At 54.8% G+C, this 21,744-nt stretch carries 24 protein-coding genes and 1 tRNA gene; 24 read left to right on the top strand and 1 reads right to left on the bottom strand.

Going from position 1 to position 21,744, the window contains the following annotated elements; genetic code table 11:
* Window positions 1–8 precede the first annotated feature (8 nt).
* The 24 genes from INF37_RS03910 (at window position 9) to INF37_RS15970 (ending at window position 20,669) form a co-directional block, all read left to right on the top strand.
* The gene (locus INF37_RS03910; protein ID WP_193536561.1) at window positions 9–221 is read left to right on the top strand and encodes a hypothetical protein; all 213 of its coding nucleotides are present in this window, start codon (window positions 9–11) and stop codon (window positions 219–221) included.
* The gene (locus INF37_RS03905; RefSeq protein WP_193536559.1) at window positions 218–613 is read left to right on the top strand and encodes a hypothetical protein; all 396 of its coding nucleotides are present in this window, start codon (window positions 218–220) and stop codon (window positions 611–613) included. The genes INF37_RS03910 and INF37_RS03905 overlap by 4 nt, the downstream gene beginning before the upstream one ends.
* Entirely contained in the window at window positions 604–1,191 is a 588-nt protein-coding gene (locus INF37_RS03900) for a hypothetical protein (protein WP_193536557.1), read from the top strand. Before INF37_RS03905 ends, INF37_RS03900 begins: the two co-directional genes overlap by 10 nt.
* Window positions 1,192–1,207: 16 nt before the next feature.
* Window positions 1,208–2,287 (top strand): ankyrin repeat domain-containing protein, encoded by a 1,080-nt coding sequence (locus INF37_RS03895; RefSeq protein ID WP_193536555.1) that lies wholly within the window; start codon window positions 1,208–1,210, stop codon window positions 2,285–2,287.
* Window positions 2,288–2,468: 181 nt separating this feature from the next.
* A complete protein-coding gene (locus INF37_RS03890; protein WP_193536553.1) occupies window positions 2,469–3,062 on the top strand; it encodes a hypothetical protein in 594 nt (197 codons plus the stop codon).
* A gap of 13 nt (window positions 3,063–3,075) precedes the next feature.
* Complete coding sequence (locus INF37_RS03885; protein WP_193536550.1) at window positions 3,076–3,915, top strand: DUF2262 domain-containing protein; 840 nt, start codon at window positions 3,076–3,078, stop codon at window positions 3,913–3,915.
* Between the two features lie 12 nt (window positions 3,916–3,927).
* Window positions 3,928–4,431: a DUF2004 domain-containing protein gene (locus tag INF37_RS03880; RefSeq protein WP_193536548.1), complete on the top strand. Its 504-nt coding sequence runs from the start codon at window positions 3,928–3,930 to the stop codon at window positions 4,429–4,431.
* Window positions 4,432–4,467: 36 nt separating this feature from the next.
* The gene (locus INF37_RS03875) at window positions 4,468–4,794 is read left to right on the top strand and encodes a DUF5713 family protein (protein ID WP_193536546.1); all 327 of its coding nucleotides are present in this window, start codon (window positions 4,468–4,470) and stop codon (window positions 4,792–4,794) included.
* Window positions 4,795–5,004: 210 nt separating this feature from the next.
* A complete protein-coding gene (locus INF37_RS03870) occupies window positions 5,005–5,736 on the top strand; it encodes a DUF4241 domain-containing protein (protein WP_193536544.1) in 732 nt (243 codons plus the stop codon).
* Window positions 5,737–5,750: 14 nt separating this feature from the next.
* The gene (locus tag INF37_RS03865) at window positions 5,751–6,710 is read left to right on the top strand and encodes an NTF2 fold immunity protein (protein ID WP_193536542.1); all 960 of its coding nucleotides are present in this window, start codon (window positions 5,751–5,753) and stop codon (window positions 6,708–6,710) included.
* Between the two features lie 22 nt (window positions 6,711–6,732).
* On the top strand, window positions 6,733–8,214 hold the full coding sequence (locus INF37_RS03860) for a hypothetical protein (RefSeq protein WP_193536540.1): 1,482 nt from the start codon (window positions 6,733–6,735) through the stop codon (window positions 8,212–8,214).
* Window positions 8,215–8,226: 12 nt separating this feature from the next.
* The gene (locus tag INF37_RS03855) at window positions 8,227–8,505 is read left to right on the top strand and encodes a hypothetical protein (protein WP_193536538.1); all 279 of its coding nucleotides are present in this window, start codon (window positions 8,227–8,229) and stop codon (window positions 8,503–8,505) included.
* Complete coding sequence (locus tag INF37_RS03850; RefSeq protein WP_193536536.1) at window positions 8,489–9,358, top strand: NADAR family protein; 870 nt, start codon at window positions 8,489–8,491, stop codon at window positions 9,356–9,358. The genes INF37_RS03855 and INF37_RS03850 overlap by 17 nt, the downstream gene beginning before the upstream one ends.
* The gene (locus INF37_RS03845; protein WP_235964203.1) at window positions 9,346–9,804 is read left to right on the top strand and encodes a C-GCAxxG-C-C family (seleno)protein; all 459 of its coding nucleotides are present in this window, start codon (window positions 9,346–9,348) and stop codon (window positions 9,802–9,804) included. Before INF37_RS03850 ends, INF37_RS03845 begins: the two co-directional genes overlap by 13 nt.
* Before the next feature lie 136 nt (window positions 9,805–9,940).
* Complete coding sequence (locus INF37_RS03840; RefSeq protein WP_193536534.1) at window positions 9,941–15,103, top strand: immunity protein Imm33 domain-containing protein; 5,163 nt, start codon at window positions 9,941–9,943, stop codon at window positions 15,101–15,103.
* Window positions 15,104–15,118: 15 nt separating this feature from the next.
* On the top strand, window positions 15,119–15,982 hold the full coding sequence (locus INF37_RS03835; RefSeq protein WP_193536532.1) for a CbrC family protein: 864 nt from the start codon (window positions 15,119–15,121) through the stop codon (window positions 15,980–15,982).
* Between the two features lie 19 nt (window positions 15,983–16,001).
* Complete coding sequence (locus tag INF37_RS03830; protein WP_193536529.1) at window positions 16,002–17,111, top strand: hypothetical protein; 1,110 nt, start codon at window positions 16,002–16,004, stop codon at window positions 17,109–17,111.
* 188 nt (window positions 17,112–17,299) lie between these two features.
* Complete coding sequence (locus INF37_RS15650) at window positions 17,300–17,572, top strand: hypothetical protein (protein ID WP_235964201.1); 273 nt, start codon at window positions 17,300–17,302, stop codon at window positions 17,570–17,572.
* Between the two features lie 73 nt (window positions 17,573–17,645).
* Window positions 17,646–17,870 carry a hypothetical protein gene (locus INF37_RS15645; RefSeq protein WP_235964200.1) on the top strand — a complete coding sequence of 75 codons (225 nt, stop codon included), beginning with the start codon at window positions 17,646–17,648 and terminating at the stop codon, window positions 17,868–17,870.
* Window positions 17,860–18,150 carry a nucleoside phosphorylase-I family protein gene (locus INF37_RS03820; RefSeq protein WP_193536527.1) on the top strand — a complete coding sequence of 97 codons (291 nt, stop codon included), beginning with the start codon at window positions 17,860–17,862 and terminating at the stop codon, window positions 18,148–18,150. Before INF37_RS15645 ends, INF37_RS03820 begins: the two co-directional genes overlap by 11 nt.
* A gap of 56 nt (window positions 18,151–18,206) precedes the next feature.
* Window positions 18,207–18,404 carry a hypothetical protein gene (locus INF37_RS03815; RefSeq protein ID WP_193536525.1) on the top strand — a complete coding sequence of 66 codons (198 nt, stop codon included), beginning with the start codon at window positions 18,207–18,209 and terminating at the stop codon, window positions 18,402–18,404.
* Between the two features lie 288 nt (window positions 18,405–18,692).
* The gene (locus tag INF37_RS15975) at window positions 18,693–18,938 is read left to right on the top strand and encodes a leucine-rich repeat domain-containing protein (RefSeq protein WP_193536831.1); all 246 of its coding nucleotides are present in this window, start codon (window positions 18,693–18,695) and stop codon (window positions 18,936–18,938) included.
* Window positions 18,939–19,248: 310 nt separating this feature from the next.
* A tRNA-Pro gene (locus INF37_RS03805) sits at window positions 19,249–19,324 on the top strand.
* 1,006 nt (window positions 19,325–20,330) lie between these two features.
* Window positions 20,331–20,669, top strand: a complete 339-nt coding sequence (locus INF37_RS15970; RefSeq protein ID WP_347559163.1) for a helix-turn-helix domain-containing protein — start codon at window positions 20,331–20,333, stop codon at window positions 20,667–20,669.
* A 361-nt stretch (window positions 20,670–21,030) separates the two neighbouring features.
* Here INF37_RS15970 and INF37_RS03795 read toward each other — a convergent pair whose 3' ends face one another.
* Window positions 21,031–21,672, bottom strand: a complete 642-nt coding sequence (locus INF37_RS03795) for a hypothetical protein (RefSeq protein WP_193536523.1) — start codon at window positions 21,670–21,672, stop codon at window positions 21,031–21,033.
* Between the last annotated feature and the right edge of the window lie 72 nt (window positions 21,673–21,744).

Genomic DNA, 21,744 nt, shown 5'->3' with positions numbered 1-21,744 from the left:
TGTGTCCCATGACCCAAGAAGAACAGATCCGCCTCTATCGGCTGATGGAAAAGCTCAACTGGTTTTTCCACCAAGAGATGCACTACCTGGATCGGGAGACGGCAGAAAAGACTGCGCGGGAGTGTTACCCGGAGATTCGGGATTTTACATACGACATTTTATGGAACGACCTGCCCAAAGAGGTCCAGGAGCAGCTCATGGACGGGGAGGAATCCCTGTGAGTACGCTGATTTGCTCTTTTGATGGTCTGCACGACAACAGAGTCCTGCGCTACTGCGCTGACTTTGATGCCCATACCCTGCACATGGATACCCGGACCGAGGCCGGAGAGAAAGTATCCGTTCGCTTCACCGGCCTGCTGGCCCACTGGTTTGAGAATGTGATTCAGGACAATATCCTCTTTGGCATGGACGAAATCACTGTGGACGGTTTTTTTGAACAGTACAAAGACCTGCTGGACGGGACCATCTCTTACGGCTTTCCCGCCTGTTGCAGCATCGAGGAACTGCGGGAGCGCATGGATCGGGAGCACATCCGGGTATTTATCATTGACTCTTGCCTTGGGCTGTGCGGATTTGTACTGGCTCAGGAGGTGGAACTGCAATGTCCATAACTGCCTATAAAGTGGAAGCCGTCGGTCACGACCGAACCGGCAAGGACTTCGGTTATGTGAATATCATGTACCGATACGGCAACAAGCAGCCCTGTCCCCGGCCGGATCAGTGCGAGAAAATGGAGGTCATGTGGGCGGATGAGAGTGTCTATGGGCCGCCTGCCCCCGGCAGCAAGGTGGGCGACTTTATACAGACATGGCTGATGGGCTCCTGGAACTGCGGGGTATTTACCCACCGGGAGATTGCCCAGCAGCTCATGGATACCTTCACCGGTCTGAAACTCAAGGAACTGGCGTGGTTTGAGAACCCCAGAGAAAAGGCTCTGAAAAACGGCAAACCGCGTGCGCGCCGGGCCAAGTGGCTGCCGGAGCGAGAGGTGGATCTGGTGTATCTCTACTCCGACTACTATATTGACGCAAGAGAACCTGCTTCTGCCCAAACCGACTTCTTCACCGTCACAAGGGTGGACGCCTGGGGCGTGAGCACCTGGTTCATGTGTACCCCGGAGGCCGCCGAGAAGCTGATCGCCATGGATTATGACAATCTGGCTGTCAAGGAAACCACCATTGTGGGATAGAGAAAGCAGGTGCCTTATGTACCAAATTGCATATATTGGCCGTTGGGAAACTCTTCCGGAAACGGCTGCCGCCATCTGTGACCACGACACTCCCAAGTTGGAGGCGCTGCTCCAGGGCGGTCTGGATTTAGATGTTCCCATCCAGCTCAGCGAATACATCAAGCTGATGCCATTGGAGATCGCGGTTTTTCGGAATGATGTGCCCATGATCCACTTCCTACTGGAGCATGGAGCTGATCCCGGTCTGGCAGAGGAACAGCCCCTGCTGGTCACCGCTGCCCGCTGTTGTGGGCCGGAGGTGGTGGCGCTCTTTGCTGGACAGGCCGCAAAACTCAGCCCGAAGCAGAAAGTGCGGGCCTTCCAGGAAGTGCGCTGGGGCAAGCGCCTGGAGAATATCCAGGTGCTGGAGCAAGCTGGGATCACAGTGGACAAGTTTGGCGGCGAGGCATTCCGGGCCGCTGTGTCCGAGGGCAATACCAAACTTGCCCGACTGCTTCTGGAAAAAGGGGCAGACATCAATTACCACAAACCAGACATGGTGTTCCCTTATGCCTCCAGCCCCGTCACCGAGGCCGCTCGCTCAAACAATTTTCCCATGGTGCGCTGGCTGGTGGAACATGGGGCGAACATCACCCTTGTTGACAAATACGGCGACCGTCCCTACAGTGTGGCAGTTCAGAACAAGAATCAGGAGATGGCCGACTACCTAAAGGCGCTGGAGCCAGAGGAATGGCACAACGAGCAGGAAAAGATCCGGCAGCTCATGCCCTATAAGCTACCCGCCAAGCTGGTGGAACACTTGAAGACCGGCCCCCTGCGGCTGGAGTTCCCGGAGCAAAAATGGGTGAAATGGGCAGAGTTGTATTCCTACATGGATGTGCAGGAGATGACCTGGAAACGGAAGAAGCTGCTCTCCCTGATGGTGCAGATGGACAACTACAGCGACTATCTGCTGCTGTGGAGCCCCAGGGACAAAAAGCTATGGTATCTGGACATCGAACATGAGGAATTTCACCCTCTGGCCAAATGGGATGACTTCATCGCAGATCCCGGCCGGTATCTGAACGGGATAATCGTGGGCGAGTTTGAGGAATAAGGAGCACAGCCATGACATCCATAGACTTTCTGAACAAGGTACATAAAAGCCTGGACTCGCAGGAATACAACCTTTCCTATTCTCGGGCCAAGTCCAAGAATTATATGCTGTACTGAAACGGTGGTACACCGCGCTGGAGAAGGAGTACCGCAGCCAGATAACGGGATAAGGGGGCGACAACATGACAGAAGAAAACAGGACCTACATCACCCATCTCAAGGTCACGGATGTCCCGTGGCACCGGCTCACCACCGCCTATGGCCGGGGTACGGAGTTTCCCGCCCACCTGACTGTGCTGGAGCAGATGCGTGATTTGGCGTCCGTCAAAGAATCCCTCTACGAGCTCACCACCAACATGGAGCACCAGAGTACCCTGTGGCACGCCACCCCCTACGGCATGGTGTTCCTGAGCCGGATTCTGGACAAGGCCCTCGCGGAGAGCGGGCAGAACCCCGCAGCCTATTTCCTGGCCGGGGAACTGCTGGACTTCTTTGCCTGCATCCTCCAGTGCTTTCACGATGGAGACGAGATGGAACATGCCTCTCCCCTCCCCTGCTTCTCCGATTTGCTGAAGGAAGAATACCTGTGGTCGGAGGAATACGACGAGGAAGAAGATGAGATGCGCTACGAGGAGGACGAGGTCTTCTCTGCAGAAGAGTTCTACAGCTTCTATTACTACTCCTGGCAGGCGGTGCTGGCCTATCGAGGTGTACTGGAGCGGGAAGTTTCCACGGAGTTTGGTCCCAAGATCGCGGCAGTTCTGGAAAGGCTATAACGGAGGATACGCAATGTTTGAAGAATTCTATGAGATGTACGAGCCCGAGGAGCAGGAAGTGGTCGCTCTGATCAATCGCTGCATTGGGGGCGGATATAACTGGAAAGGCAGTTTTTGGGAAATGACCGTTGTGACACTGGGCATGGTGTTCTGTGACACCGGCAAGGTCACCACCAAAGAGGAGCGGCTGGATTGGCCGGTCACCGATGAAGAACGCAATAGTGACAAAGGCTGGGGGCGCTTTCAAAGCGAGCAGATCTGCCGCCTGAAGATTCGTCGGATGAAAGAAGAATGGGCAAAAGATCTGGTAGCGCGGCCCTGGTGTATCTCCCAGGCGGTCAAAGCCCATGAGGACTGCCCGGAGCTTCAGGTCGTTCTGGACGAGTACCACAAGCCGGTGGTGATCCAGGACCAGGTGCTGGGAGAACTGACACTGGACAGGGACTATGATACCTTCGAGGGCGAAATCCAGTGGTGCGGAAAGAATGTGAGCCTTTCTCTGGAGGTCAATGCCGAGAGCAAGCCCTCCTGGACCCGCGCCCGCAGTGCCGCCAAGAAGCTGCTGGCCGACTGTGAAACCTGGAACAAAGCCATGCGGGAGCTTGCAGCCAAGAACCTGACCGAGCTGGCCAACAACTGGCTCTCCCAGGATGAGGAAAACCCCCGCAATCCGGAAACAGACCCCATCACAGAGGAAGAACTGTCCCGACGGATCAGCATGACGAGCCTGTCCGTCACCTCCGGCGGCAGTTTTACCGCCTGGTTTGACTGCGACGAGATGTTCACCGACCATGCGGTGACGGTCCACGGCTCCTTGAAAAAGGGCCTCAAAGCTGCCAATATTGAGGGATAAGGAAGCGCAGAGATGAAACTGAACTGTAAACGCATCGATTTTAAATATACGCCCGGCGAGGAAATTTTCACCTTTCCCGAAGAATCGGGACTGCCCTTTCTCTTCGATGTAGAGGAAGAACTGACTGCTGATCCTGCTGCCATGGATGTGGTGGGAGAAATGCTGGATGAGGTGGAGAAATTGGCGGAGAAGGCCAAAGCCGCCATCAAAGCGGCGCTGGCGGACGAAGGTGACCCCTACCACGACGCTGTGACATTTTTCATGGAGTTCCACCGGGACGATGTAGGCCCGGATATTGCGGCGGAACTTTTTCCGGAAACCGACCCATCCAAGCGGTCCTTTGCCGAGATGGTGGACTTTTTGAAGCTCAAGCGGTTCGGCAGTCTGGTGGATAGTGAAACCGACCAGCAAGTCTTTATTCTGGACCTTTCTTTTAACCCGGAAATTACTGATGAGCTGATGGTGCTCTACTTTGATATGAACAAGGAGATTTTCTGCATTACCCATGAGAGCTGAGCATGACTAACAGGAACGAAGAAAGGAGCGATCCCTATGAAAGCATTTGATCCAAATTACAAACTGCTAGATGAGATGTATCAGGATGATTACTATCCTGCTTTTCTGGTGGACAAGGTAAAGGACGAGCTCCAGAAGGTCATCGACCTGCTGGAGAGCGGCAAAACCGATACCGAAGTGGTACAGGAAACGCTGGACGAGGTGGTCTGCGGCATCAATGATCTCCAGGAGGAATTTGACGAGAATGACAGCGAGATCGAAACGGTGGCACGGGAATGCATTGCGGCAGCGGTGGCCTACATTCTGGAGTGGTTCAACATCCCCATTGACACCGAGGAGGCTATTCGGGAAAGGGACTGGTGAACCCCATGGCAGAAAAAGAAGTGGTCGTTTGTGATGAGTGCGGCAGCCTGTTTTTCAAATACTCCTCACAGATGATGGGACTGTGCCCATTTCCTCTATAGCTATCCAAATTGTCCCCATCATTTTCAGAATGGCCGGTGTGTGAACTGCTATTGGGACGGCTCAAAGAGTGAGTACATCAAAAAACAAAATTAACAGGAGGAAACTACCATGCCGACTGCTGAGTGGCTGAACAAATACGAATCCATTAAGGACAAACTCTCCTGCAAAACAGACCTGGACGCCCATTTCACTGAGAAAGCGATTGGGAATATGGGCGTGGATGTGCTGGACATTGGTGCCGTCCACTTCCCTACCGGAACAATTTTCGCCTGCGATCCTCTGGTAGAGCTGGAGGATACGCCGTCCTTTCTTCAGACAATTCCCGCTGGAACTTATCCCGTGAAGATCTGCGTGGTACCCAGTGAAAAATACGGGGACCGCTACGCCTGCGTCAAGGTTGAGGTCAGCCGGGAAAAGCCTGTCCGCTATGAGCTGGGCATGACCGGCAAAGAGGATCTGGACGAGGAACTGGGCGAGGACGATTATTTTGGCTTTGGCGTAGATGCTGGGATGGGCTGCGTTGCGGACATCCAGACCCAGACGGCTTTCAAGATATACTGGGCCAAGCGGCTGGAGGAAGATCCGGACATTGACCCCTACAACGACCTGTTCTGCGACTTGCTGGAGGAAAACGCCCAAGCCAACCCCAAATATCAGGGGGACTACGGCGACTGGCTCAACTGGACGGTGCCAGACACGGACTGCAATCTGCCCATCTTCGCTTCCGGCTGGGGTGACGGCTACTATCCGGTCTACTTCGGCTATGATGCAAAGGGTGAAATCTGCGCCGTGTATGTGCGCTTCATCGACATTGAAGCCAGCTACCAGGAGCAGGCGTAAGGAGGGAAGCAGCGATGGAATGGCCAAAACGGGCGCGGACAGCGGACTGGGAAAACGGTATCCTGACTTTGGATGGAGAGAAGAAATTTGAGATCCCGGAACTGACCGCAGAGATCATGGAGCAGCTGTCCGGCTACACCCTGGTGGGTTTTCATGTAAAAGGCTATCCGGTAACCGATGACCTGCTCTCCCCTTTTGCCGGACACAAAAGCATGGCCAACTTCGGCGTGGAGAACGGTGCGCTCACCGATGCCTGTTTCCCCGTTTTTTCCTCTATGCCCAAGTTGCGCATCCTGCTGCTGACCGGGAACGCCGGGATCGACGGAAGTGGCCTGTCCGCCCTGCGAAGCGGTAAGCTAGACCTGTTGGCCCTTGACCACACCGGGCTGGATGATACCGGGCTGCTCCAAGCAGCCTCCATCCCCAAGCTCTCCCATATCTGGATCGACCACACTGCTGTTACTTACGAGGGACTGCTGGCCGTCGCCGGCAACAATCGGATTGAGCCGGTGTCCCATGTACAATTCACCAAGGAGCAGATGGAAAACTTCTCCCAGCTCCAGCGGGAAAAGGCCAAAAAGCCCGTCCAGCTGGATGAACAGGCTGCGGCGGAATGCCGCAGGGTGTTGTCCACTTTCTTTGCGGAAATGACAGAATGGGAGCAGTACATGGAGCAGGCCGGGTTTGAGGATGCCGAGGCTGTGCCCCGCCTGCTGGCGATCTGGGAAAAGTATGTGAGCGAAAAGCCCCGTCCGGGCTATCGGCCTCTGGGCCTCTCATGCAGTGCCCAGGGTACATACAGCGGGGAAGAATTCCTTGACGCGGAGCAGATCACCAAGAACAAGCTCTACATCTACACCAGAGAGAAAAACACGGGCTTTGACCGCCGCTTCCTCATGAAGCGTGTGGGCGAGGGCTGGATGATCGACGCGGTGCAGGAGCGGCTGGACGGCTGGCAGCGAACAGGACTATAAGGTATCAGAGGGAGGCGCAGGTATGAGAGCACAAGCCGGAGAGGTCTATACGGTCTACAACCAATATCTGAAACGCTACACCGCCTGTCAGGTGGCCTATATTGCGCCGCCGGACACGGTGAGCAAAGAGTCTTGGGCGGTGATCCTCTCTCTGGATTGGGTGGGCGACGCCCCTTTGACCGCGGAGGAACTGCCCCATCTCCGCCCACTCTACAAGGACTTCATGTACTGGTCCCGTGACCTTCATCTGCTGCGGGTGCCGATGGAGGTTCCACCCCAGTATAAGTTGGTGGGCACACTTCCGCCCTTCACCGACCAGCCCTGCCGCTCCTACGGCGGCTGGAGTGACGGCTATGATGTGTACCTCCAGATCCGGTGGCAGGCCATCCCGCAGGAACGGCGGCGGGCCTTCAAGGAGGCCATGGAGAGCGACGAGGAAACGGAGATCGGCGGTATCCCGATGAAGGTCAGCAGCCATCGGGTGACGGATCAGTACGAACCATTCGATTCGGCGCTGGAACTAAAGGCGCTGCCTTGCCTCTCCACCCTCATCTGCGAGCGGTGGCACCCGGATCTGCTGGAGTTTTTGCGGGAAACCCCCTTTGTTAATGAAGTGACTTTGCTGAACCACGGTCAGAGGATACTTGATCTGCGGGGCACCAGCATCAGAAAGCTGATGCTGGATATGACCGGGCTGGAAGAACTGTGGCTGTATGAGGTGACGGAGCTGCTCCTGTTCCAGAACAAGGGGCCGGACGCCTGTACCATCCATGCCCCCGAAGATGGCGGCGGTCTGACCCTCCAATTTATCGGGGAATACCGCCCGCACACGGAACTGCCGAACCTACGGGGGCTGCATGGCATCCAGCTGAAGGACTTTGATCTGACCGGACTGGCTGCTATTCATCCCCACCTGAAGGAGCTAAGGCTCTGGGGCGCGCCGGGAAACCTGGGGAACTTCTCCGCTGTGCGAGGGTTCCGGGAACTGACGAATCTCTCCACCTTTGACCTGTTCGGCTTCGGCGCAGCTGACATCCCCACCCCGGAGCAGATGCCGGAGCTTCGCTGGTTCTGGATGACCAGCCTGCCGGAGACGGCGGCAAAAGCGGCAAAGCAGCTCTGGAAAGGCAAGCTGGGCATGGATCTGCGCCTCACCAAACCCCGGAAACCGGAGTGGCTGGCGCAAAACCTGGACAATCCCTTCCGGGGCTGGGACGGTGCGGAGCATATTCCTGCCGCCGCTGCGAAAAAGGCAGCCAATCAATACCGCAAGACCCGTTCCCAGCTGATGAAGTTGGCCGCTGAACCGGGCGAGGACGCCCAGGCCCAGGCGCTGGATGCGGTGACAGCCTATACCCAGACCTTCAACAAGATGGGCTTTATCGAAACCGAGGAACGGGATGAAATCTACATGGCCCTGCGGGGTATTCTGGATGCCCTGCCGGGCGATATGCTCCAGAAAGATGCCCTGATTGAGAAGTTTGATGAGCTTCGTGATTTTTGAGGAGGGGTGAGGATGGACCAGGCAGTAGTTTACAATGGCCAAATTCTTACTCTGACGCGGTTTTGGGCGACGGAAGAACCTTGCCTATGGATCACCAACCCGAAGCAGATCGGGAGGCCTAAAATGGAGTTTGTAGGAGGCCACCCGGATGAATACTGCATTTTTCTGAAAAATCTGACTGAAACGGAACTGGCACAGATCACATCCCTGGACGGCGTTCCACTGGATGTGAAAGAAGAACTGCGGCAGTATCTAACAGGAAAGGATAAACCCTATGGCACTACAAGATAAGAAAATCATGCCTCCCCCTTGGCTGGCCCACCGGGAGATCGAGCGATACTCCATTGGCTGGCGCATGGGCTATGGGGAGGATTACATAGACCGATTTGGCGATTGGCTGGACACCCTCTCCCCGGAGGAGCGGACGGAATACCGCACTCTCTTTCCCGAGCCAGTGACCTGGAAGGGCTGGTGGGATGACGAGGACAGCAGCGAGGTGCTGGAGCATGGTGACTTCTTGGTGGATGCGTGGCAGCCGGAGGGCCAGCCCAAGTACACCCGCCAGTGGCTCCAGCAGGAGTTTGCTGCGGGGAGAACGCGAGAGCTGTGCCTGTTCTGGGGCCATCAGCCATCCGAGGACGGCCAGCTGACAAAAAGCTGCCTCAGCCAGTGGTGGATGGAGGACTTCTATACGACGGCTGACTCCTACCTCTGCATGGAGCAGTATATGATGGCTGCTAAGGCCGAACTGTTCGGCGACAAAGAGATCCGGGACCAGATTTTGAAATGCAGCGACCAAAAGCAGATCAAGGCCCTGGGCCGCAAGGTGCGGGGCTTTGAGCAGAAGGTATGGGACAAGTTCAAGTACGCCATTGTGCTGCTTGGCAACTGGCACAAATTCAGCCAGAACCGCGAACTGCGGGAGTTTCTCCTTTCCACCGGGGACAGCGTACTGGTGGAGGCCAGCCCCTATGACAACATCTGGGGCATCCGCCTCGCGGCCAGCTCCCCGGAGGCTCAGGACCCCACGAAGTGGCGTGGACAAAACCTGCTGGGCTTTGCGCTGATGGAGGTGCGGGACGAGCTACGCCGGGTGACAGAGAACGAAATGCTTTGCGATTGGAGTACAGTATGGCAACAATGAAACTCTATGAACTGGTCAACCACTACCACATCGGCACGGAACTGACCTGCGCTGAGGCCATGTTCATGGCCTGCAATGAATATTACCATCTGAATTTGTCCGAGGAGACCCGGAAAATGTTCTCCGTCATGGGCCTTGGGATGCAGACCGAGCATTCCTGCTGCGGTGCCTTTACCGTGGCGGTGGGGATCATTGGGCTGATGACCGCAAAAGAAGGTCAGACGGATGTGAGCAACATGGAAGGCTACCAGATGATTGCTGAATTGACGGACTTCATGCTGGGCTTCTATGGAACGCTCCACTGCGTCGAGCTGCAAAAGCTGGAGATCGTTGGCTACGAAAATCCCTGCCACGCCATTGTGGAGGCGCTGGCCAAAAAGCTGGAGGAGGTGCTGGCAGGCCGCAGGATCTTCCACCCAGTAAATGCGGGACAGCTTGGTTCATGAAATCTCAAGGAGTGGTATCAGGATGGAGTATATCAAGCTCTTTTGGGAGGGCGCACCGGAGGGAGAACCGGCGGCCTCCTATACGAAGTGGACCCCGGCCATGAGCGATTGGCCGGAATAAAAGGAGGCGTGACAGATGTATACCAAAAAATACTGGGGCAATTTTATTGGAGGCTCGGATGACAGTCTGAACCTTGTGGCGTTTTTGGAAGACCAAAAGAAAGAAGAAATCCCCCTCAGCGAGATTTTTACCAAGATCGGACTGGACAAACAAAACTGGGACTTCCACCAAACTGTGGAGTATCTGGAGTTCACCCACTCCAATGGCGTGGAGATGGACTTTCACTTCGCCATTGATGTGGTCACCGACCTGGCCGCCATCCTGCTGGAGTGCAGTGTCAGCGGCAGTGTGAACCTCCAGGATCTGGACGAGTACAACACCCCCTCCCGCCGCATCCGCATCACCGCCACGCCAGAGGAACACGACGCCATGAACAAGGCCCTGGCGGATTTTGCCCATGATCCCCTGTCCTATGACCTCCATGAAATGATGGACGACGAGGAAATCCAAGAGATGGCTTGGGATGTAGAGGCGCTGCGGAAGGAGCTGTACGAGGCCGCCGGCCGCAACCGCAGCTTCCATGTGAAAGCAGAGGACATGAAGATTCTGCTCCCAGACTGGGAGGAAGCCAATGGTTGTATCGCCACCAACCGCATCACGGTGGAGGGCTGCAAAGTCGGATACTGCTACCGGGAGGAGCCGGACGGCGACTGGGACAGCGGCTGGCGCTTCACCGCCGGTGACGAGAGCGACGAGTACATGGACGACCCAAACAACGCTGGAATCTACGGCCTCAACACCATCTGCAACGACGACCCCGACATTATCCCGCTGCTGCATACGCCCGCCCCCTGCGTCTTTGAGCGAGATGAAAATGGCGTGTTCCAGCAGATCAAAGACTGGAAACCGGATGAGGACGAGGAGGAATCGGATATGGACATTTTGGAGCAGTGCCAGAAGTGGAATGAAAACAACGAGTACCAGAAGATCCTTGATGCGCTGGAGGCCATCCCTGCCCAGGAATGCACCCCGGAGATGGACAGTGAGCTGGCCCGGGCCTATAACAATCTGGCAGATCCATACAAAGCAGGCGGCAGAGATATGCTCAAAAAGGCCATCTCTCTTCTCAAGCCCCATGAGGAATACTTTGAGGGCGACCACTGCTGGAACTTCCGCATGGGTTACGCTTACTTTTACCTGGATCAGGAGGGACGTGCCCTGCGGTATTTTGAAAAGGCATTGGAGGCCCGCCCTGGTGACGAGGATACCATGCAGCTGATCGACTGGTGCAAGAAGGGGATTTCTCTGCCACAGTTCTCGGAGTGCTTCCGGGAAAGGACAAAGGACTGGTGTGAAACCTTTGCCGAGATGGAAGCAGAATTGCGCCAGATGATGGACGAGGACAAAGATCACACCCGCGGCGCAGAACTCGTGGCCCAAATGCAGGAAACGTTGAATCTGGTTTTTGATGAAATCTCTTTCGAGATGGGCTTCAACGGCGAGAAGTACGAGCTGATCCTCACCCCGGAGGGTGACAAGGTCAAGCTGTTTGAGCTGATCTACTTCCAGAAGCACGCCCCCAAGGAGGTGCTGGAGCACTGGAACATCCTGGTGGGCCGTCAGTCCATCCAGAACATCGGTCTTCGGACTGATGATGGCTATGAGGTTTCAGGGGAGGATGTGCAGATCTGGTTGGAGGAACAGGGCGAAAACAGCTTTGCCATTTCCGCCTACTGCGAAAAGCTTCTGCCCATGCTCCGGGAGGCGGAAGGCCGAGTCTGGTGGATGCTCACCACCCTCACCGACCAAGTGCTGGGCGAGATCTCCCACATGCGGTACATTGACGATTTCGATGTGCTGGAGGAGCCCAAGGCAGAGCCCTCCATCTCCATGTCCCAACTGCCGGACAAGCTGAAGGAGCGGGGTCTGGAACTCTCCACCGCCCCGGAATCCTATCTGGAGAGCTACCTTGGCTACGAAATGAAACCCAATGAAGACCCGGACGCCGACTGGCGGCTGGATACCATAGTGGGCTCCACTTGCTGTGCGCCCCTGATCAACGGCTATCTGAATGCCGACAATGACTTCATGGACGCTCTTCATGCCGACGGAGCGGTAGCGGGCTTCTTCTGCTATCCCCTGGATACCTTGCGGGAGGAGGAAGGAACGGAGAAGATCTTTGACTTCCGGGACAAGCTGGAAGAATTGTTCACCACCGGTGACGGCCCGGAGGTGCTCACCCTCACCGGCGGAGCCACCGGCCTCTTTTGCGGCTATGTAGACTTCATCGCCTGGGACATCCGTACGGCGCTCCAGATGGCAAAGAAGTTCTTCGAGGACAGCGACCTCCCCTGGGCCACTTTCCATACCTTCCGCCGGGAGGCAGGCACAGTAAACCTGAAAACGCCGCCCGTGGAAGAGTCGGATGACGAGGAGCGAGTCAGCGAGCTGGACCCGGCAGATGAGGGCGAGAGTGACACGGATCACACAGACGTCTTCACTGGCTTTGTGCTGCTGTCCAAGGGAGAATGGGACAAAGAGCAGTTCATCCGGGACATGAAGGAAAAGTGGGACGTCGCCGTGGAGGAATACGACGCCAGCGAGGAGAAGGACGACGACGCGCTGGTCTTTGAAGTAGGCGATATACTCGCCGCCGTCAGCCTGAATAGCTATCCCATCCCCGGCGGCGAGGCCGAGGCCAACGCGGAAAACAACTATATGTGGAAGGATGCGGTCAAGGTTGCCAAGGAGCACAGCGCCCACCTGATGGTAGCAGTGCTGGGCAAAGAGGAGGATCTGCTGGAAAAGGGTAAGCTGTTCACCAAGATGGTGGCCGCCTGCTGCCGCCAGAAATATGCCACCGGCATCTACACCAGCGGTGTGGTGTTTGAACCCCGGTTCTATGAGGGCTTTGCCGACATGATGCGGGAGGACGAACTGCCCATCTTCAACTGGATCTGGTTTGGTCTCTGGCGGGATGAGCATGGCATGAATGGCTACACCTACGGCATGGATGTGTTCGGCAAAGACGAGATAGAGGTGTTGGGCGTCGATGCCGACCCGAACAGTCTCCGGGACTTCCTGGCCAGCCTTGTGTCCTATGTGCTGGAGAATGATGTGGAACTTCATGACGGAGAGACCATCGGTTTTGCGGAGGATGATAAGCACACCATCACCCGCAGCCCTGGTGTCGGACTGCCGGAGGAACAGATGACCCTGAAAATCTCCTGGGCGTCATCGGATGGCAACCCGGATGGCGGCGATGAGGACAGAGAGTCCCAGGATGAGGAATTCGGTGTTCCCGAGGTCTACACTGAGGAGGAGATGGAAGGCGTCGAGGGGCACATCCAGCAGTATTTCGGCAAATTCGAGAATGTGTTCCACGAGCTAGTCTCCCCGGACATCCATGTGGACATCTGCGTTGTTCCGCCTTCGGAGGAAAGGGACTACTACACGCTGGTTACGATGGGCATGGCTACCCACCGGATGAATGTACCGGAGGAACTGGCCGAATATAAATTGGAGCGGGCGGAGCTGGCCATCGCTCTGCCGAAGGACTGGAAGCTGGAGCATGAGGATCTGCAGAATGAGCGGTGGTACTGGCCCATCCGTCTGCTGAAAACCCTGGCCCGCCTGCCCATTGCCAGCGATACCTGGCTGGGCTTCGGCCACACCATGGACAATGAGGAGGACTTTGCGGAAAATACAAAGCTCTGCGCCGCCATTCTGACCGGTCCTCAGGACACGGAAGATGGCAGCGAAGTCTGCATCCTGCCGGGCGGCGAGGAGGTCAACTTTTATCAGGTGGTCCCCCTCTACCGAGACGAGCTGGAATATAAACTGACCCATGATGCGGAAGCCCTGCTGGGCAAAATGGACGGCGTCAGCTTTGTAGTGGAGCCTGATCGTCAGGATGTCATCACCAGAGGCCCCCTTTGCAGCGGGGATGATGAGGACGACTATGTGGTGGAAATGGACGATGCGGACTGGCACCTGGAATCCATTCAGGAAAAGGAACTGCCGGTGGATGAGATCACCGCCTATAACCACATGGCCATTTACCTGCGCTGGTGCATGGAGCATGACCTGATGGGCGAAGAATTCCTCACAGAATACAGCGAGGTGGTACAGAAAATCAAGGTTGATCCTGCCAGTGTGGACCTGCGGGCCTTTCTCCGGGACGAGCTGGATGGGCAGCTGGTTGGCTCTCTATTCAATCAAAAGGGCCGGGCGTTTGCCTCCTACTACTATGGAGAGCCGGACAGCCCATACTTCCCCAGTGACATTGATAACTATGCCTTGGAATATTTCGGCTCAGAGCAGTATCACTCCGGCGAGTTCCAGGATGAAGCCTATCTGTTTATCCCCTTTGACGAGGACTACTATCAGGCCATGGCAGAGGTGATCGAAGAACGCTTTGCCAACTGGCAGGGACAGGACTTCGACGAGGACACGTTGGAGCCTTCTGAACTGGCCAAGGCTTTGATGGAGTATCTGGACTGTGAATGCACCTATTTCCCCACTATGAAGGACGATGACCCCATCATGGCAGCTTACAGCTATGCCAAGCGGGACAGCGCCCAGGAAGGCTTTGTGCCGGTGCTCATCAAGGCGGACGATGAAATCCTGTGGGAGTGCCTGATTATGAATTCCGACCCGGACAGCGATGGAGAGGATGACTATGCCTTTGACCCGGACAAGGTGGCCGAATACCGGAAGAAGATGCTCTCCGCCCCCATTAAGGACGGAAAGGCGGTTATGGAGAAATTGACCGTCCAGCGCAAGGAAGAAGCCGAGGATGACGATATGGACTGGGATGAGGAGATCCTGGGCGAGATGGAGGGCGGCCATGATAATGACCGTTTCTCCTGCTACTGGAATTCTGACAACGATATGACCTATCCCCTTATTCTGGCCAAGATCCCGGTGAAGAATCCCTGGGAGATCTTCGCCTACCTGCCCTTCGGAAACTGGAATGACTGCCCCGACACACCAGAGCTGATGGCTGCGGCCAAATACTGGTTCGAGCAGTATGGCGCGGTGCCCGCCGCCATAACCCATGACGAATTGGAATTTGCCCTTCCCTCCCCTGTTCCTGAGGAGAAAGCCATGGATGCGGCAGTGGAGCTGTACGGCTTCTGTCCCGATGTGATCGATCAAGGGCCGGAGGACGCCACCGTAGGTGCTTTGGCGGATGCGCTGCGGCAGTCCACCGTCTGGTATTTCTGGTGGGATTGATGGGAGATTGTGACCATGAACGAATATCGGAAGCGATATATTGAACTCCAAAAACAGTTTCGGGAGACAAAAGGAAATCCGGACAGTGTCCGCGCTCTCTATACTTTTAAGGAGAAACTGGAGCTGTCGGAAGACAAGCAGGCCAAGGAAGTGCTGGTGGATGTGTATGATCTGCTGGACTTTAAGAAGGATGCCTACGAACTGCTCTGCCAAATCGGAAATCGTTCCGATAAAAAGACACTCAAGCGGCTGGGCACGCTGAAGGACTATGCAGAAAGATGGGGCAATCATTATGCTCTCCCCAATCCCAAAACGCCGGAGGAAAAGCAGAAAGAGAAGGAGCGGCAGGCCCAGCTGGGTCTGCCCACCTTCCGGTATCACCCCAACCCTCTGGAAACCGGCGCTTTTGAGGAGTCCGCGGATGGCGTTGCCTGCGACTGCTGCGGCAAGACGACCCATATTTTCTATACAGGCCCCTTTTACGCTGTGGAGGATATTAAGTATCTGTGCCCGGAGTGTATTTCCAGCGGCGAGGCGGCCCGAAAATATGACGGTAGCTTTCAGGACGATTTCGCACTGGATGATGGCGTAAACGATCCGGAGAAGCTGGACGAGCTCATCCACCGAACTCCTGGCTACTGTGGCTGGCAGCAGGAATACTGGCGCGCCCACTGCGGCGACTACTGCGCCTATCTTGGCCATGTGGGTGCCAGAGAACTGCGGGCGCTGGGTGTGCTGGAGGATGTGCTGGACGATCCCATGTGGGACGATGAGCAGAAGGAAATGATTCAGGAATCCGTCAATGGCGGGCATCTGCAACGCTATCTGTTCCAGTGCCTCCACTGCGGGAAACACCTGGTCTGGATGGATTTTGATTGAGAAGGAGGTGTCTGCGCCAATGGAAAGAACCTTCCTCAACCCCGTCACAAATAAGCAGTGGCGGATCGAAATTGACGGACATACCATCCGAACTTGCTTGAATGGCGGGAAGGTCAAGGAGATCCTATGCGACTCCGCCTTCCAGGTCAAGAGCAAGGCGGCCAGCGCCATGATGGGCCAGATGCGGAAAGGATTTTTCTATCAGAATCCTGACGCCGTTGTTGGAGAAGCGCGGTGCCATCGGTTTGTCGGCAAGGACAGCAACGGCTTCATGCCGCTGGCTACCGCCCTCACACAGGATGACTTCTTTCTGACGAGGGTGGTCGGAGATTTTGAGGATGAGACCCTCTATCACTTCGATGGCAGCGGGGAGATCCTTGAAACGGTCTCTCTGGGTGCCAAGCGGATGACCTATGAGCAGGTCCTCTGCCCCAATGATACCCTGCTGCTGAACAACAGCTATCTTTTGGAGCAGTTCTCTCTCCGCACCCATGAAATCACACCCTTTGCCAACAAGAAAAACAGCATGAAAACCATGCTGGATGCCAGCGGCGACCTGGCCCTGTGGTACACAGGCGAGGAGATCGTCGTCTTTGACTTTGGCAGCAACACAGAGGTGTGGCGGGAAACGGTAAAATGCAAGAAGTCTAAGAATTCGAATTTTGCCTATTACTGCTTCGGGATGCTCTCTCCCCGGCAGAGCAAAGCGGCCTACCGCGTCACTGAGGGTGAGTATGTGCTGGTCGATCTGAAATCCGCCCAAAAAGTAGTGATCCCCAATGAGGGCTGGCATCCCTTCTTCTCCCCGGATGACCAGTGCTTCTCGGTGGGCGGCAAGTTCTATATGACCCAGACCGGAGAGGAAACGCCCCCTCCCCTCCCCTTCCCTGTCCGGCATGGGCTGAGTTTTTCAGACACATGTATTGTGCGGACAAGGGGCAGCCTGATGGCCGTTCAGCAGGATCGTGGCAGCTCCCCCATAGAGCTGTGGGATACCAGCAGCGGCCAGCCGCTGGCCACCATTGATGACCCCTTTGTGGTGCGGCAGGTGAATTTTGCCTTTACCAAGAGCGGACTTGTCCTGCACACCGATTACGGGGCCATGAGCCTCTATTCCTGCGACCTCTGAAACGGAGAAGTGACCTTATGGATAGTGAAGTATTAACAGTAAAACTCCTGGACTTAGTCGAGGGGCGGGAAACTCCCGAAACTTGGCGGAGCTGGTAGAACGAGCATGAGTCCGAACTGGAAACCTTGCTCAATCGAGGTGAATTCCTGAAACTGAAACCCTGCCGGCATGACTTCCCGTGGGTCCCGGTGCTTACCAGCCAAAAGGGAGCCATCGCCATTCTGGAAAAGAGCGGCACAGCATTTGAGGCCAGCAATCTCTACCAGGAGCGGTATCTGGCCGAGCTGGAGGCTTTCTGCAAAGAGCAGGAGCGAGTACAGCGGGAAAAGCAAAAGGAATTCAAGCCCAACAGCCCGGAGTTGTTTGGCGAATACCCCAAGTTCTCCAAGGCGTTGGCAAAGGTACTGGATCCCTCTGATGAGATCCAACCCGCCGCCACGGAGGAGCAGATTGGGAATTAAGAAAGCGTGCTGGACTTCACACTCCTGTCCCAGGTGCGAGAGTTCTTCCTGCTGACCGCTGGCATCCACAGGCGTGATCCTTTCCCTTTCCGGGATGTTTACTCTGACCATCCATGGAGAGCGGTATTGTGTACTGGGCGAGTTCTGGAAAGAAGCAGACGGCGACCAGCTCCTGCTCCGCCCCGGAGAGGAAACCATTTGGTACTACATCCATGAGCAGGACAAAGTAAAGCGCCTCTGCAATGATATGACAGACCTGCTGGAGAAGAAATTGGCGAGGTATCTCAATGAACACTGAAAACATCGCCCATGAAAAACGCTATCGGGACTGGTGGGCGCAGTATGATGCCATGTTTGCGCCGGAGAACCGATTTCCTCAGCAAGACGAGCAGTTTCCGCTGACGGATGGATATTCCATCTGCTCCAAAGCCTACATCTATAACGGCGATCTGTATCTCTCGGCAGCGAAAGTGAATTGCTGGACAATGATGGCAAGGTACGGTATGCTTGGCGTAATCTGGACACGGATGATGAATTCTGCTTCCTGTTTCGCCACCGCAGCGGAAAGCACTATCTAATCTTCCGCACAAAACTGTATACGTACAACGTCCTGGAGGTAGAGAGCGGATAGAAGATGCACTATGTCCTTGCCTGTGTCCGCCCAAAGGAGGGGCAGAAAGCCACGGAAGTGTTCACCTGGACCGGCGTGGACTACGCCCCCGGTGCTGGTCTACTGGCTGTCACCGGCTATATTGGGGTCTGTCCCTACTCCACTATTGTGTTGGACTTTTTCTGCCCACTCCAGCCCCAGCCCCCTGGAGCGTTGGCTTGATCTGCGGCACATCGTTGACCCGGACGATACCCAGTTTGACGATATCGGGTTCGCTTGCTGGGAGAGCGACGCTCCACTTCTCCGGGGCTGTGATACAGAGGATGGCTGTTGGAAATAAGTTCGAGTATCAGTGGAGCAGTTGCAGATAGAACTATCACTGCAGCATTAAGGGAGGTGACAACTGTTATTCCTGAAGGGAAACTGGTAAAGTATTAAGGATAACGGCCATGGAACTGATGTGGTAATCCCTGACGGAGTAGCAACCATAGGTGAGAAGGCATTTGAAGACTGGTCAGTGTTACAATCCCCCAAAGCGTAACATCTATCGGAAATTGTGCGTTTGAATTCTGTATCAATTTGACACACATCGTGATACCAGAAAGTATCGTATCCATAGGAGATTCGACATTCTATTGCTGCAAAAGGTTGTCTAGCATTACTATACCAGATAATGTAATTGAAATAGGAGAAAATGTTTCTCATTCCCTTAAGTGGATGTTACATTCAGCGGGTTATTCTTTGTCTATTGCATAATAAAATTTGATATGCCCGATATACGAAACTTGCCCATCAGACTTCGCAGAGGTAAAATACCCCAAACCCCGAACATGGAAAAGAGTCCTTCTGAACAGGCTACGGCAGTTATGCGCACCTGGTCAAGAAGGGCTCTTTGACCACATGTAAGACCACAGCCAGCGTCGGAGTACACGGAAACACCGGAAACAAGAGCGTTAAAAAGCAATTGCTTTGGAATGGGAATGGCCATAACAACTATAAACAACTACAAAAAAATACCAAGAACCTCTTTGGGAGAATCCGCCCAGGCCACCCCACAACTTCATATCCGGGTGTAGCGCAGTTGGTAGCGCGCCTGCTTTGGGAGCAGGATGCCGCAGGTTCGAATCCTGTCACTCGGACCACCTTTCTTAGAAAAACCGCCTATTTAGGCGGTTTTTCTGCGTTTTGAGTTCAGTTTTTGCGGTTTTGATGATTGCTGTTTTGTGGTGGTTTCGGAAGCAGAAATGCGGTGGACACACGAACGAAGATATCCAATAAAACCGCCAAATCCCTAACCCATCCCTAACGGGGAAACTTCCGCATTTTCTCCGTTTCTATCGGTGCCGTTGTCGGCCACTCCTGATCGCATGTCTACGCTGTGTAGGTTGTGAAGCAGGATTTCTCTGGCTATAAGTCAATCTTTGACCTATCTTAAATTCAATAGAGCGTCCACCAGTATTCAAACACTTTGCGATACTGGTTGCCCTTCTTCGATAGGCCGAAATACTTACGGACCTTTCGATTGGATCTTCGCTTCAGGTACTGTTGACGATCGCTGGACTTCATATACTGAATGTGCAGTCCGGAATGAAGTAATGTTCTTGATCCCTCATAGTCTCCCTTGATATACCCCATGTTTGGTGCATACCTGCTGTGCTGAATCAAAAACAGAAGATGGTCTGAGTGCCTGACACACTGGGTGCGGCGATATTGGCGGCCGGAACGTCGGCCGCATCCGGGCTCGTTTTTAGTAGATCCCAAGATCTCGGCGATCCGCTTGTTTAACTCTTGCTCTGTCATAAGTCTTCCTGCTCTGTACGGTTCGGGTGATTGGGTTGACCCCGTGCCAGGAGCCACGCTGTTTCGCGTGGTATTCCCGCCAGGCTTTCTTACTGCGTTTGTCCAATGGAACCAACTGCGTCACAGCTGATCACCTCCTTCTTTTTGTCTTGGTATGAGCACCCCAGAGGGCACAGCACAGCAATCGCTGGCTGATATACGGACGGCACCGTGGATGTTCCAATCGCAGACTCCTCTATAACAATCTCATTACAAATGGCAAAGATCGCTTGCTATTTCAGAACATATCAGGTATGCTAAGGTACTCCGCTGAGGCGGAGATCATCCTGATGAATGGAGGCGATCCATATGTCCATGATTCAGTTTCCTGTCATCGATCCTGTGGCTACCGGGGCAAATATCTGCCGGCTCCGGAAGGATCGCGGCCTGACAGTCCGAGATCTCCAGCACTATTTCGGATTTGAGGAGCCGCAAGCCATCTACAAATGGCAACGGGGCCAGAGCCTTCCCAGTGTAGATAACCTCTATGCACTGAGCGCTTTGCTCCAGGTGCCAATGAACGAGATCATCATCTCCACTTCTCATATTGTTTCTTGGGAGCAGCAGGCAGCCGCCTGCTGCTCAGGTCTTTTTATGGGGAACTTTCTTCAGGTACAGTGGGCATGGCAGAATTTCAAAACCGCTTAGATCCTTATCCGCCTGTGTCCATAGGCCTGCCGCGATCCTGCTGGACGGCCGCAGCCCTTGGGTGAACAAGCGACTTCATAAATAGAATATCACGCCATTATGGCAAGTATCAGAGAAGCGTAAGGTCGAATCCTGCTTTTGACAATGGATGTGTGTTAGAAATGGCAGTATTTCGGTGGACGAGGATGGAGGCGACTGACGAGCCTTTCACAATGAGTTATGAGCTCATGTTGCATTCATCAGATGCAGTCCATTCTTTGCCGGGGGATGCGCAGCATCATAATTCATCTGCGCCTGAACCGATCATCACTGCCTATCCATTCTGCCACGCCCACCACACCTGAAGGTGTGGTGATGGCATTTATGCGGCCGTGCTCTTTTCGATAAAGTCGCTGAGGATGTCCTCAAAGCTGTCATTCATGTCAAAGGGCGGCTCATAGGATACCTCGGTGTTGACCAGACACTTGTCCAGGGACATGGAGATCTCGTCGGCCCTCTTGCTGAGCGCCGTGGCCATACCTCGGATCTTGTTCCGGTCAAAGTCGATGGTGGTGACCTGCGTGGCATCACAGCGGTAGGAGACCTGGTTTCCCTCGCCGTTGAATCGGAAGCCGGAGCCTCCGCCGGCAATGGTCTTTTCACTGTTACGGAGCATAGTCATGTGGCGGAATACCTCCGCCAACTCCTGACGCTGCCGGTTCAGGCCCACCTCGCTGTCCATATCCAAATCCAATGCGTTCTTGGCGGCGTGGATAGCCCGGCACAATTTCTCCCGCTCCTCCAGCAGGGACATGAGGAAGGCGGCTACCTCGTTGGCGTGGCCGGCATACTCACTGGGAGCAGCTTCCTCCACTACGGCATCCTGAGTATCGGACATGACCTTGCTCCGAAGATGAGTGGTCTTGACCTTGACGATATTGCGCCGGTCCTGAAGGATGGCAGTGGCCTCACACATCAGAGCTTTCAGTTTATTCTGGAATCGAAACGCATCTTTCATATTCATGGATCATACCTCCTTATGTCACTCCCCGGCGGAACGATTTGATGGGTCAAGCATACTCCAAACTTGATCAGT

The sequence above is a fragment of the Pseudoflavonifractor gallinarum genome (assembly GCF_014982855.1).
GTDB classification, from domain to species: Bacteria; Bacillota; Clostridia; order Oscillospirales; family Oscillospiraceae; genus Pseudoflavonifractor_A; species Pseudoflavonifractor_A gallinarum.
Note: the sequence above shows the minus strand (reverse complement) of the source record. Positions and strands in the feature narration are given on the sequence as shown.